The sequence below is a fragment of the Curtobacterium sp. MCBA15_005 genome (genome assembly GCF_001864855.1).
GTDB classification, from domain to species: Bacteria; Actinomycetota; Actinomycetes; order Actinomycetales; family Microbacteriaceae; genus Curtobacterium; species Curtobacterium flaccumfaciens.
Map to the genome: position 1 here is coordinate 1 of NZ_MJGL01000067.1, position 12,347 is coordinate 12,347.

A 12,347-nucleotide genomic window follows, 5' to 3' on the forward strand; every position below is an offset into this window, starting at 1 on the left:
TGGCACCGGGCCTCCCGTCCCGTCTCGTGACCGTCTCACGTCCGTCCCGCGTGCCGTCTCACGCGTCGGCGTCGGCGTCGGCGTCGGCTCGCGCAGCCTGCCGGGCCAGCGCCGCGTCCAGGAAGCGTTCGACGAACGGCAACGCCACCACGATCGCACCGACGACGGCCGCGACGGGGACGATCACCGTCCAGCCGCGCAGGATCGAGTAGATGGTGGCGCCGAGGACGACCCACACGACGACCGTGAGCGGCCGCACCGGACCGGCGCTGGCGGGCAGGTTGACCGCGTCGACGGCCGCGGGCATCGCTCGCCGTCCGAGCAGTGTCAGCATGACCCCGATGACGATGAACCCCGTCGCCCGGACGGTGCCGACCCAGGCGACGTCGCTCGCCGGATCCGCCAGCACACGCTGGATGAACACCACCGCCGACAGGACCCCGACGGCGAACAGGGTGACGATCACGAGGACGGTCAGGAGACGGACGGAGCGGCGCACGAGGACTCAGCATAGGGACCCGTCCCGGCGGCCCGACGCGGCGCCCCCGTCGCACCGGCTCGCTAGGCGACGACCACCTGCGCGTTGACCAGGATGTCGTGCAGGTCGGGACGGAGCGCATCCTGCGAGGTCGTCCGGACCTTCACGATGAGCGCCGCTCCGGGCTTCGCGAAGGCACGCGCGACCGTTGCCGACCAGGACCCGTCCGTGTTGTGCCCGGCGATCGACAGGAATTGCGCCGTGCCGCCCGTGATCGTCGGCAGGAGCTGCTCCTCGAGCCGGTCGGCCGGCAGCCCCGCAGCCGTGAACAGCTGCTCGGTGGCGGCACGGTCCCCGATCGTCGGGTCGAGGTCGGTCAGCCGCTGCTGCGTGATCGTCGCCACGGAGCCGTCCGTGTTCGTGTACTCCCGCGACCCGGTGGTCTGGTCCTCGCCGGTCTGCTCCCAGCCGTCGAGTGCCGAGACCTGGAGCCCGAACGCGGGCAGCGTGCTCGCCGAGAGCGCGTCGCCGTCCTCGAACGTGAGGTCCTTCGTGGCCGAGTCGACGGTGGCCGGCGCGGTCGGCGTCTCCGTCGGTGCCTGGGTCGGCGCTTGTGTCGGTGCCGACGACCGCGGTGTGGCCCGCTCCACTCCCGGTGCCGTGGTGCCGGTCCCGGCGCAGCCGGAGAGTGCGAGCGCGACGATCACGGTCGCCGTCCCCGCTGTGGTGATCCTGGATGTGATGGACATGTGGTTCCCCCTCGGATCCCGCCGTGCGCCCCGTGCACCGGTGGGTCCGTCTGGAGCCTACGGGTCGGAGCGGTGGTGCGCCCAGGACCGCGGCCACCACGAGGACGCCCCTTGACGACGTGTCACTCGGTGACGTCGAACCGTGCCTAGTGTGCGGCGACGTCGTCACGGTGGGCCTCCGACCAGCGCTTGAGCTGACGGACGGTCTCGTGCAGCGACAGCCCGAGTCCGGTGAGCTCGTAGGTCACGGACACGGGGACCGTCGCGATCGCGGTCCGTGCCACCAGGCCGTCGCGCTCGAGGGACCGGAGCGTCTCCGTCAGCATCTTCGGACTCACCCCGGCGAGCACCCGCGCGAGCTGACTCCCCCATGAACGACCCCATCACCGCAGGACTCCCCGGCGGCGCCTGGACACTCGGCGATCGCGTCGTCAGCCGGTTCGGGTACGTCGCGATGCAACTCGCCGGCCCCTGGGTCGTCGGCCCGCCGGAGGACCACGACGGCGCGATCGCGGTGCTCCGCGAAGCAGTCGCCAGCGGCATCACCCACGTCGACACCTCCCAGACGAAAGGCCCGCGGGTCGTGAACGACCTGATCCACGAGGCCTTGCCCCCTTACCGGTCCGACCTGCTCATCGCGACCAAGGCGGGCGGGCGACGGGGACGCGCAGGGCGGTTGGCCGCCCGGGAGCCGGACGAGATCCGGACGCGTGCAGAACGGCTACAACCCGGCTCGGAGCGACGTCGATGTCCGTCGCGCTCGCCTGGCTGCTGCAGCGTTCCCCGAACGTACTGCTCACCCCGGGCACGTCGTCGGTGGCGCACCTGCGCGAGAACATCGCCGGTGCAACGATCACACTGTCGAAGGACGACGTGCGGCAGCTCGACCAGATCGCGGGGTGATCCGCGGTGCCGGGCGTGCGCACACGCGACGTCCGACACCGGGTCGGCTACGAGTCCTCGGCCGCGTTTCGAGCACGGTTCCGTTCCTGCCTGCGGGTGAAGGACACCGACGCGAGTTGCAGGGCGGCGAGGATGATCCAGACGATCGCCATGGTGGTGTGGAACCCGGACGGTTCGACGATGGCGAGGACGAGCCAGATCAGGGCGAGGACCACCCACGTCCAGGCCAGCCACGGTAGGGGCCTCCCGATCATCCGTTCGAGCAGGGTGCGCTGCTTCGTCTCGGTCATGGGGGTGACGCTACCGCTCCTCCCGACGCCTCCGTCAGCCTGCTGGTGGCGTCTCGCGCAGTTCTGGGGACGTCGTCGTCCGGCGCAGCGGTCCCGGAGAGGAGGCCGATCGAGACTTGGCCGGCGGACGCTTCCCTTCGCTGCCGTCACCGGAAGCGTCTCGTCCTTCTCGAGCTGGACTGCCGCTGGCTACTGCTGCACACGGCGGGCAGTCGCCGCGGTGACGATGAGGCCCGACCCGGTGACCCATCTGACGTCGATGTGCACGCCAGGCAGCCCGGGTGTGGTCTGGATCGTTCCGTCTGCGTGTACCTCGGTGATCGCGATGTGGAGTGCTGGTTGGAGTTGGGTCTGCAGCTTGAAGACGGATTCCTTGGCGCTGAAGAGCAGGCGGTCCCAGTTGGTGCCGGCCGACAGGTAACGGGTTGCTGCGGTCTCCCCCGCGGTGAGGGTTCCTTCTGCGACCCCGGGCGGCAGGGGTGCGTCGGGTTCGGCATCCACGCCGACGGCGAGGACGTGTTCGCGTTTGGCGACGACCGCGGCCCGGTACCCGACGCAGTGGGTGATGCTTCCGACGATTCCTGCCGGCCAGACAGGCGCACGGTCCACGCCGACGGGGATGCTGGTCATGGGTTCGCCGAGCGCCCGGAGGGCTTCTCGTGCGCAGGACCGTGCTGTGCGGAACTCGGCGAGGCGTTCGGGCGATGCGTACGCGAGGGTCGTCTCTTCCTGTTCGAAGAGTTCGAGGTCAGTTCGGTTGCCGAAGGTCTCGTCGGTCGCCGTGTGGTTCTCGAAGAGGGCCGCGGCAAGGGAGCCTGATCCGTTCACACTTGCCGCCGCCCCTGGCCGTCACATGGAGTAGCCCGGTTTGCGGACGAGGTCTTCGTGGCGCGGAAGGATCTCGACGTCGAACACGTCGGCCTTCCAAGCGTCCTCCGGAACGCCGATCTCGTCGACGGACACAGCGCTCGGCGAGGTTCCGAGGATGTCCACCGCGACGGTCTCGAGGGCAGCCGCGAGACGCTGCCGTTGGTCATCGGTGAGCTCTGGGTGGAAGTGCCAGATCTTGAAGTGGGGCATCAACCCTCCTGCAGTTGTCGGTCGCCGAGCAGTTCGGCGATGATCGCTGCCGTCGGGTCACGGAGGATCGTGTAGTGGTCGACGGGGAGGTGGCAGAGCCGACCAGCGTCTTCGAGGGTCGTCTCCGTTGCTCGGAGGAACGACGGGCTGTCCCCGGTGGCGGTGAACACTTCCAAGCTCTCCAGCAGCCCGGTGACGTCCGGGGCTGGCGCTGCCCGGAACTGGAACGTGGTCGATGCGACCCGCAGGATCCTCCTTGCTAGTTCGGTGTCGAGATCGGGCCGCCATGCCTGCAACGCGGCAAGGAAGTGCCCCTCGTCGGTGATCGTGTCCAGGCGTCCTGACGCGTCGGCGTCCGGGAGCCGCCCGAGGAAGACGGAGTACGCCATCCTGAGGAAGTACGGGTCAGTGAACCGGTCGCCGGGGGTGACGTGGAGCCCCGGAACGAACGGTGAACCCGGAGCGACGAGGATGAGCCGACTGATCGTGCGTCCTCCCCGCTGCAGGGCGGCGGCAACGGTGGTCGCGACTCGAGCGCCGAACGAGTAGCCGGCGAGGGTCAGGTCCTGGTCGGGGAACGCTCCGCCGAGGAGCGCGACGTCCCGGTCGACCATCTCCTGCAGCGTCGGGTACGGGGTCTCTCCGACGTTCAGCCCATGGGTTTGGACGGCGTAGACGGCGAACTCCGAAGACAGGTGCTTCGCCAGCGCGCGGAGGTTCATCGGGTAGCCACCGAGGCCCGGCCAGATGATGCAGGGCTGCCCTGAGCCGTCGGCGAGTTTGATCAGCCTGGACGTGGGCGGGTCGGCGCTCAGCGCCGCGGCAAGGGCGCGGACCGTGGGCCGCTCGAAGACGGTCTGCACCGGGAGCGTCCCTCGGAGTTCCCGGTTGATGCGGTTGATCAGTTGCACCGCGTCGAGGGAGTTCCCACCGACGTCGAAGAAGTCCGCTGTGACGGAGTGCTGCTCGGCGCCGAGTACCTCGTTCCAGAGGGTGAGGATGCGCCCCTCGACGTCGCTTCCTGGTGGAACCGTTTCCACCGCGGGTGCGACGGTCGTCTCCATCGTGGTGATGAGCGCGGATCGATCGTGCTTCCCGCTGTTGGACACGGGGATGCTGTCGGTGACGGTGACCCGTGACGGCACCATGTAGTACGGGAGGGTCTTCCGGAGATCGTCGCGGAGGATCTCCTCCGGACCGCGCGTGTGCACGGAGTCTTCACGCATGCCGACCGACTCGACCTGCCCGTCGGACACCGCCCCGGCGACAGCGAAGTACATCAGAGGGTCACCTCCGACGATGCTCCGGTAGCGAACAGCGGATGGCAGGTCACGTCCCGTCATCGATGAGTACCCCGCCGACATCAGTCCGATGTTGGATGAGTTCATCTGCAGTCGTTGCAGGGTTCGACCGAGTTCCACGAAACCACGCCAGCCTGCTCCGGCGGGCACTGACATCGCCACTCCGAAACTGGACCGGTCGTACGTTTCCTGGTTGATGGCGATGACGTGCCGTCGTTCGATGACGTCCGCGCTCACACGTTCCAGGCCGTTCGGCCCGACATCGTAGGTTCCGGCGCGTCCGTCGGTGACGTTGCTGTGGAGCTGCACTGTCGTCCGCACCGGGAAGTCGTCCGGAGCCGGCCGTTCCGTGTGGAGGTCGATGACGGCGGTGCAGACCCGGTGGGTGTCGGAGATCCGCGGATCTTGCACCGGGGTGCGGTGGTGGGTGAAGTAGCCGAGCTCGGCGGACGCGTGGTCGAGGAGGCCAGCAATGTGCCCTGCTTCGAAGTGCAGCACCTCGTCGACGTTCGTGGCGTACACCGCTTCGATCGCGTCGCGGTCACCGACGAGCTGCACGCGGATGAGTCCGGGTGCTGTCTCGGTGGGCGCTGCTCCGACCTGCTGGAGCGCGTGGGTGTCGGGGTGGTACTCGTGGAGTCCGTCGTCGATGCCGTCGACGCCGACGACCTCGAGGTAGATGGTGGTGGCGTTGAGGGCGCCAGGGGACGCGTATGCGTACTTGGGAAGGAGCCGTTCACTGCTGCTGAACGGCCCGAACCAGCGGAGCAAGTGTCCGATGCGTTCGACGTTCATCGGCGCGGGCGGCACGGCCGGTTCCGGTTGCCGGGAGTCGGCGATGAACGTGGCGATGTCGTCCTTGGTCAGGTCGCCGCCGTCGTAGAAGCGGTACGTCTTCCGGGCGAACGCCGTCTTCCGCTGTTCGGGGGTGCCGTTCGCGGTGGGAAGGGCGGTTTCGTCCGATGGCGAGTGGGCGCTGTCGCGCTTGAGCGCGGCGAGTTGTGCCCGGACTTGGTCGTGTCCCTTCTTCGACCGGTGATGCTGTCCAGCACGGTCGGCGTCCATGACCGCGGCCTCTTCCGGGTCGAGTTCCACGAACGCGGCGAGGCGCGCGAGGCCGTCGCGTGGGTCGGTCCAGGGGACGACCGCGGCGGAGCGCACCCAGTGATGCTGTTCGATGGCGAGGCGGACTTCTTCCGTCTCCACACGGTGGCCGTTGATCTTCACCTGGTCGTCCACGCGGCCGTGGAAGTGCAGGTCCCCGTTCGGGTGCTGGGCGACGAGGTCCCCGGTGACGTACACGCGCGTGCGTTCCCCATCGACGTCGATGTCGATGAACCGTTCCGCTGTTCGCTCCGGGTCGTTCTTGTACCCGGATGCGACCTGGGGGCCTCCGATGACGAGCTCGCCGACGTCTCCGGCGGCGACGGGTCGGCGTGCGTCGTCCAGGACATGGATGGTGCAGCCGGGTACCGGCTGTCCGATCGTGATCACCGACTGGACATCGTCGATGTCGCGTGGGCCTACCCGGTGGAAGGTGGCGTTGATCGTCGTCTCGGTCGGGCCGTACAGGTTGATGAGCGCCGCGCGGGGTACCGCGTCGACGAGCTCTCGCGCGTCAGCGTTCGTCAACGCCTCGCCGCCGCTGAACACGTGGGTGAGCGTGTCGTTGGCGGTGAACGACGGCTCTCGGACGAGTGCGCGCCACAGTGTTGGAACGCACTGCAGATGCGTGACCCGTTGGGCGTGGACGAACTGCGCGATCCGTGCCGGGTCTCTGTGGATGCCGGCGGGGCCGATGATGATGGTTCCGCCGGTGGCGTTTGCGAGGAGTTCCCACTGCGCGGCATCGAAACTCGTCGGCGTCTTGAGGAGGACGCGGGAGCTGCTGAGTGTCATCTCCTGGGCGAGCCACCGCATCTGGTGGCTGATCGCCCGATGCGGAACCACGACGCCCTTCGGCTTCCCGGTTGAACCGGACGTGAAGATCACGTACGCGGGTCCGGCGGGATTCGAGATGTGCTGGTCCGCCGTCGGGTTGACGGTTGACAGAGCGTGGTCGCCCGTCTTGTGCACCCGCACGGTGTCCGGCGTCAACCTCCGGACGGCCGCGCCGGATCGCTCATCGGTGATGACGTGCTCGAGCTTCGAGTGGTTGATCATGTACCGGATGCGTTCCGCGGGGTAGTCCACAGCCAATGGGACGTACGCGGCGCCGGCGAGGAGGACACCCCAAGCCGCGGTGATGAGTCCGGCACCTGGTTCCAGGAAGAGCCCCACGGCATCGCCGGGGCGGACACCGGACTTCATGAGATGCGTCGCCTGTGCGTGCGCATGTGTCCACAGATCCGCGAAGGTGACGGTGGTGTCACCGTCGATGACCGCAGCGTTCCGAGGATTCTCCTCGACTGCGGCTCGCAGCAGTGCGGTGAGTGTCTCTGCGTCCCCAGATGCAGCGACCGATGTGAGTGTTGCCATCAGATTCCCCTTCCTGACGGTGGTGCTTACGAGATGGCTTGGCGCAGAGCGGCGCGTGGCTTGTACGCCGGTGTCAGCTGCCCGCCGAGCGAGCCGCCGAGCGCGACGACGAACCCGATGATCTGCACGGGGGTGAGTGCCTGCCCGAGGACGACCCAGCCGAGGACGGCTGCGGTGACCGGGCTGAGGACACCGAGGAGTGCGATGCCGGTGGGAGCGAGGGTCCGAGCCCCTCGGAACCACAGGCTGTACGCGAGCGCCCCGCCGACGAAGGTCAGCCATGCGTACCCCACGAGGCCGCCCGTTGTCGGGTCCCACGGCCCCCGGTCGAAGACAGGGATGAGCGGGATGATGGCAGCACCACCGACGATGAGCTGCCAGGCAGTGGAGTTCAGCGGATGTGTGTTCGGTGGGGTGCCCCACCGACGGGTGAGGAGGATGCCGGACGCCATCGACACGGTGCCAAGAACGGACGCGCCGAAGCCGAGCAGGTCGAACGACGCTCCCCCGGTCACGGACACCAGGGACACTCCGAGGAGGGCGACGATGCCCCACAGCAGGTGTGCCAGCGACGGTCTCCCCCATCGAAGCATCAGCGTCAACGCGATGATGATGAGGGGTTGCAGTGCGCCGACGACCGACGCGAGTCCGCCGGGAAGGCGGTACGCGGCGATGAACAGCAGCGGGAAGAAGCAGCCGATGTTGAGCATTCCGAGGACCGCGGTCCGGAGTCGCCAGCCACGAGGCGGGATGCCGGGCCGCATCGCCAGCAGCAGCAGCCCCGCCGGCAGCGCGCGGAGGACGCTGGCGGTCATCGGGTGGGCGGCGGGGAGCAGCTGGGTGGTCACGACGTAGGTGGTTCCCCAGACGATGGGTGCCACTGCGGCTGCCGCGGTGATGCCAGCGACACCGATGGCTGGCGTGTTCGCGGGGGCGGTCATCGGTACGTTCCGTAGTACCTGTCGCCGAAGTCTCCGATACCGGGACGCATGAACGCCTGTTCGGTGAGCCCCTCGTCGATGAAGCTCGTGACGACGCGGATCTCCGGGTACTCGTCGAAGAGCCTCTCGAGCGCCTCAGGGCAGGTGAGGAAGTTGACGAGGATGATGTCCGCTGGCCGGACGCCGGCAGCAGCGAGGACGCTGACCGCCATCTTCACTGTGCCCGCGGTCGCCATCATCGGGTCGAGGAGGAGCACCTCGCTGCCGGCGAGGCCGTCCGGCAGCTTGCTCCAGTGGAAGACGGGGACCTTCCGGTCGGGGTCCCTCTGGATGAGGATCTTCCCCAGCCGCGCATCCGGGACGATCGCCCGCAGCTCCGCTTCGAGGGCGTCGCCTGCCCGTGGCACCGACACGGCGAAGGTCTCCTGCTGGACTCGGCGGCGTCCGGGGAACGGAGCGCCGATGGGAGTGGTCGGGGTGCTGTCCGTGTGTTGCAGCCTGCCGAGTGCGTCCTCGAGGAGGAGCCGCATGATCCGTTGCGTTGTGAGGACGAACTCCAGATGGGTGGCGTCGGCGTCCCGCGCTGCCGCGTGCAGGGTCAGGAGGGCGTCAGTGCGGGCGAGTTCGTGGACCTGACGGCCAGCTCCTGTCGGCCGGTCGAGCGTTTCGGTGCTGTGGTTGCTCACGAGTGGACCGCATCCTTCGCAGTGGAGTCGAAGGCGAGCGCCGATGCGACCGCCGGGAAGTTGTTCGCGATGAAGGTGGGGTGCAGGGCTGCCATCGCCGCTGCGCTGGTCGCCCCGTAGGTCACCCCGATGGACCGCATGGGGACCGCGTCGGCCATGTGGATGTCGTCGGCGGTGTCCCCGACCATCACTGCCGCAACCGGGTTCGCGGAGAGCAACTGCAAGGCGTGCTGGCCAGCGTCCGCCGCGGGTTTCGGGGTTCGGACGTCGTCAGCGCCGACGATGACGTCGAAGAACGGAAGGAGGCCGGCCGAGTCGAGAATCAGTTCCGCGGCACCGTGGTTCTTGCTGGTGACGATGGCGAGCTGCTTCCCGTCCGCTGCCAGCGCCGCGACGCCGGCGGCGACGTCGGGGAACAGCAGGTTCTTCGCGTTCGGGACGATGTCGCGCCGGTAGTGGTCCTGGTACGCGGCGGTGACAGCGGTCGTCACCGGGTCGTCTTCGTCCCGGTTGACGAGCTTCCCGCACAGTGCCGGCAACGGTCTGCCGATCAGCGGGATGATGCTGGCGAGGTCCAGTTCCGTACCGGTGGTGTCGACGACCGCCGCGCGAAGCGCGACCGCGATGGCGGGAGGGGTGTTGATGAGTGTGCCGTCGAGGTCGAACAGGACCACTTCGACCGCGTTCACGACCGCGGCTCCCTCGTTGCTTCGGCGTACGCGACTGCTGTCTCCGCGCCGATCGTGGTGGTGCTGATGAGGACGGCCGCGTTCGCTGTGCTCGCCCGCCCCTGCGTTGCGTCGTCCACCGCGTCGAGGAGGTACCGGGTGACGCGTTGCCCGCTGACGCGTTCCGATGCCACCCGGAGGAGCGCTTCGTCGATGGCTGCGTCGACCTCGGCGGATGGCAGTGCGTCCGCTTCGGGGATCGGGTGCGTGACGAGGACCGCCCCGCTGTCCCGCATCGACCAGTGGCTGAGTGCTGTTCGCACGATCTCTGACATGTCGTCGGCTCGGTGTGGCACCGGGAGGCCACTGGAAACGCAGTAGAACGCCGGGAATTCATCGGACCGGTAGCCCACGACGGGGACGCCCGCTGTCTCCAGGTACTCCAAGGTGGCTGGCAGATCCAGGATCTTCTTCGCTCCTGCGGACACGACGATGACCTTGGAGCGCACGAGTTGTGGCAGATCTGCGGAGATGTCGAAGCTCTCGCTCGCACCGCGATGCACGCCGCCGAGCCCCGCAGATGACACGACGGCGATGCCGGCGAGGTCCGCGATGGCCATGGTCGCAGCGATCGTCGTCACGCCGGTGCCGCCGCGTGCCAGGCACGCGCCGAGGTCTCGGGTGGAGAGTTTCGGCAGTGTCGGCGAGGACGCGACCCGTTCGAGTTCCTCTCGGGTGAGGCCGACGCGGACGACACCGTCGAGGACCACAGTGGTCGCGGGGACGGCGCCAGCCTCCCGCGCCGTTTCCTCCACCCGCAGCGCAGTGTCGAGGTTCCTCGGGTACGCCAGCCCCTGGGCGACGACGTTCGACTCGAGTGCCAGTACGGCAGCACCGTCGGCGAGTGCGTCGGCGACCTCGTCGCCGAGGTGCAGTTCCATCGCGCCTCGAGTGGTGCCCCTCGCGTTGTTGTTCATCCGCTCGTCCCCCCAATTCTCTCAACGTCGTACTGTTGAACGTTGGTCAGTATAGGCAGCGTAGAGTTGATGTCAAACAGTTCAACGTGAAGGAGTGTGGATGCCCGACGCTGTCGATCGCGTGCTCGCGCAGTGGGCGAAGGAACGTCCGGAACTCGATGTGAGCCCGATGGCTCTGATCGGACGCATCAGCCGCGCGGAAGCGATCCTTGACAGGCGCATCGCCGCGGTCCTCGCCGAACACGACCTCCTGCCGGGTGAGTTCGACCTGCTCGCGGCGCTCCGCCGCGCCGGCACACCACACCGGCTGACCGTCGGAGAGATACTCGCCAGCACGATGGTCACATCCGGCGCCATCACGAACCGCCTCAACCGGCTGGTCGCGAAAGGGTTCGTGACTCGAGAGACCGACCCCGAGAACCGCCGCAGCGTGATCGTGACCCTCACGTCACAAGGCCTGGCAACCGTCAACGACGCGCTCGTCAGCCACGTCGAGAACGAGCGGGCCCTGCTCGCGGCGCTCGACGACGACGAGCGGTCGCAGATGATCGGCCTTCTCAGGAAGTTCCTCGAAGGCCTCGGTGACGTCGGCGGCCGTCAGCCGTGACCTGCAGGACCTTGCGGAGACGACCGAACCGGCAGACAGACGTGATCCGCTAGCCGACCCACTTCCCTCCACCCGCGTGTCGACGTTCCGCCCGGTCGGCCTCTCGCTGCTCGCTCGCTGCGACACTGCGGAGCAACTCAACGCTGGGCCGCAGGCCGCACGACGATCTCGTTCACGTCGACATCGGGTCGCTCGGCCACCGCGTAGGAGACGGCGCGGGCGATCGCGTCGGCGGAGATCGACTCGGCACGGTAGACGACCATCGCTGCGGCGGCGGCGGCGTCGGTGATCGTTGCGGCGAGCTCGGACTCGGTGACTCCGGGCGACACAGTGGTGACACGGATTCCACGCGGTGACTCCTGACGCAGCCCCTCGGTGATCGCCCGTGCTGCGAACTTCGTGCCGCAGTAGACGGCAGCCGTGGGCGAGACGTCGTAGGCGCCGACGGACGCGATCGTCACGACGTGGCCCGTGCCCTGCGCGAGCATGGTGGGCAGTGTCGCCGCGACGCTGTGGAGGAGGCCGCGGACGTTGACGTCGATCATCCTGTCCCACTCGTCGACGAGACCTGCGGCAAGGGGCGACAGCGGCATCACGCCGGCGTTCGCGACGAGCACGTCGATCCGGCCGAAGCGTGCCCGGGCGGCAGCCGCGAACTCCTGCACCGAGACGAGGGCGGTGACGTCGAGCGGCACTGTCATCGCCGTGCCACCCGCCGCCTCGATCTCGCTGACGAGCTCGTCGAGCCGGTCGGTGCGCCGGGCCCCGAGCACGACGGGGTGGCCGGCCGCGGCGGGACGGATGGCCGTCGCGCGCCCGATGCCGCTCGAGGCGCCCGTCACCAGGACGACCTTCCGTCGGTGCAGCACCATGCCCGCGTGGTGCAGGACGTCGTCCCTGAAGTCGCCGTCCGTGGTGAAGCCGGTGTCGTCTCGGTAGTCGATGTGGTCGCCGTCGACCTCGTAGGCGCCTACGTAGGCCGCCTCATGGTCACCTCGGGCCTCCACGTAGCGGCCGTCGGGCCGCAGCTCGTGGCGGATGCGGCCATCGGCGGTGACCCAGAGGCCGAGGTAGGGGTGAACGGGCTGGGATGCGCTGCTGGTGTCCATGCTCCCAGCCTCGACGCCGCGCAGTCCCGGACCATCGCCCTGTCCTGCCGGGGTGCGGCAGGACCAGGGAGACGGAACTC

Annotated in this window: 13 protein-coding genes and 1 pseudogene; 2 read left to right on the top strand and 12 right to left on the bottom strand. The window is 68.5% G+C overall.

Annotated features, from left to right (window positions below):
• Positions 1–58 precede the first annotated feature (58 nt).
• The 3 genes and pseudogenes from BIU89_RS15345 to BIU89_RS15355 form a co-directional block, all read right to left on the bottom strand.
• Positions 59–499 (bottom strand): hypothetical protein, encoded by a 441-nt coding sequence (locus BIU89_RS15345; RefSeq protein ID WP_071247963.1) that lies wholly within the window; start codon positions 497–499, stop codon positions 59–61.
• A 62-nt stretch (positions 500–561) separates the two neighbouring features.
• Positions 562–1,227 carry a hypothetical protein gene (locus BIU89_RS15350; RefSeq protein ID WP_139179259.1) on the bottom strand — a complete coding sequence of 222 codons (666 nt, stop codon included), beginning with the start codon at positions 1,225–1,227 and terminating at the stop codon, positions 562–564.
• 146 nt (positions 1,228–1,373) lie between these two features.
• Positions 1,374–1,580: pseudogene (locus BIU89_RS15355) on the bottom strand (winged helix-turn-helix transcriptional regulator); the annotation flags it as partial.
• Positions 1,581–1,974: 394 nt separating this feature from the next.
• On the opposite strand from BIU89_RS15355, the gene BIU89_RS19070 reads away from it, so the two are divergent.
• Positions 1,975–2,130, top strand: coding sequence for an aldo/keto reductase (locus BIU89_RS19070; RefSeq protein WP_260678857.1), 156 nt, complete (start codon positions 1,975–1,977; stop codon positions 2,128–2,130).
• A 47-nt stretch (positions 2,131–2,177) separates the two neighbouring features.
• On the opposite strand, the gene BIU89_RS15365 is transcribed toward BIU89_RS19070, so the two are convergent.
• The 8 genes from BIU89_RS15365 to BIU89_RS15400 all read right to left on the bottom strand — a co-directional run bounded on the left by BIU89_RS15365 (position 2,178) and on the right by BIU89_RS15400 (position 10,551).
• The gene (locus tag BIU89_RS15365; RefSeq protein WP_071247969.1) at positions 2,178–2,420 is read right to left on the bottom strand and encodes a hypothetical protein; all 243 of its coding nucleotides are present in this window, start codon (positions 2,418–2,420) and stop codon (positions 2,178–2,180) included.
• 189 nt (positions 2,421–2,609) lie between these two features.
• The gene (locus tag BIU89_RS15370) at positions 2,610–3,248 is read right to left on the bottom strand and encodes a 4'-phosphopantetheinyl transferase family protein (RefSeq protein WP_071247972.1); all 639 of its coding nucleotides are present in this window, start codon (positions 3,246–3,248) and stop codon (positions 2,610–2,612) included.
• Between the two features lie 21 nt (positions 3,249–3,269).
• Complete coding sequence (locus BIU89_RS15375) at positions 3,270–3,500, bottom strand: tautomerase family protein (RefSeq protein WP_071247975.1); 231 nt, start codon at positions 3,498–3,500, stop codon at positions 3,270–3,272.
• The gene (locus tag BIU89_RS15380; protein WP_083404412.1) at positions 3,500–7,279 is read right to left on the bottom strand and encodes a non-ribosomal peptide synthetase family protein; all 3,780 of its coding nucleotides are present in this window, start codon (positions 7,277–7,279) and stop codon (positions 3,500–3,502) included. Before BIU89_RS15380 ends, BIU89_RS15375 begins: the two co-directional genes overlap by 1 nt.
• A gap of 26 nt (positions 7,280–7,305) precedes the next feature.
• Complete coding sequence (locus BIU89_RS19000; RefSeq protein ID WP_071247981.1) at positions 7,306–8,220, bottom strand: EamA family transporter; 915 nt, start codon at positions 8,218–8,220, stop codon at positions 7,306–7,308.
• Entirely contained in the window at positions 8,217–8,906 is a 690-nt protein-coding gene (gene upp / locus BIU89_RS15390; RefSeq protein WP_071247985.1) for a uracil phosphoribosyltransferase, read from the bottom strand. Before upp ends, BIU89_RS19000 begins: the two co-directional genes overlap by 4 nt.
• Positions 8,903–9,595: an HAD family hydrolase gene (locus tag BIU89_RS15395; RefSeq protein WP_083404414.1), complete on the bottom strand. Its 693-nt coding sequence runs from the start codon at positions 9,593–9,595 to the stop codon at positions 8,903–8,905. Before BIU89_RS15395 ends, upp begins: the two co-directional genes overlap by 4 nt.
• The gene (locus BIU89_RS15400; protein WP_071247989.1) at positions 9,592–10,551 is read right to left on the bottom strand and encodes a pseudouridine-5'-phosphate glycosidase; all 960 of its coding nucleotides are present in this window, start codon (positions 10,549–10,551) and stop codon (positions 9,592–9,594) included. The genes BIU89_RS15395 and BIU89_RS15400 overlap by 4 nt, the downstream gene beginning before the upstream one ends.
• A gap of 100 nt (positions 10,552–10,651) precedes the next feature.
• Between BIU89_RS15400 and BIU89_RS15405 the strand changes: the two genes are divergently transcribed.
• Positions 10,652–11,158: a MarR family winged helix-turn-helix transcriptional regulator gene (locus tag BIU89_RS15405; protein WP_071247992.1), complete on the top strand. Its 507-nt coding sequence runs from the start codon at positions 10,652–10,654 to the stop codon at positions 11,156–11,158.
• Between the two features lie 137 nt (positions 11,159–11,295).
• Here the strand turns inward: BIU89_RS15405 and BIU89_RS15410 are convergent, their stop codons facing one another.
• The gene (locus BIU89_RS15410; protein WP_083404415.1) at positions 11,296–12,267 is read right to left on the bottom strand and encodes an SDR family NAD(P)-dependent oxidoreductase; all 972 of its coding nucleotides are present in this window, start codon (positions 12,265–12,267) and stop codon (positions 11,296–11,298) included.
• Positions 12,268–12,347: the final 80 nt, after the last annotated feature.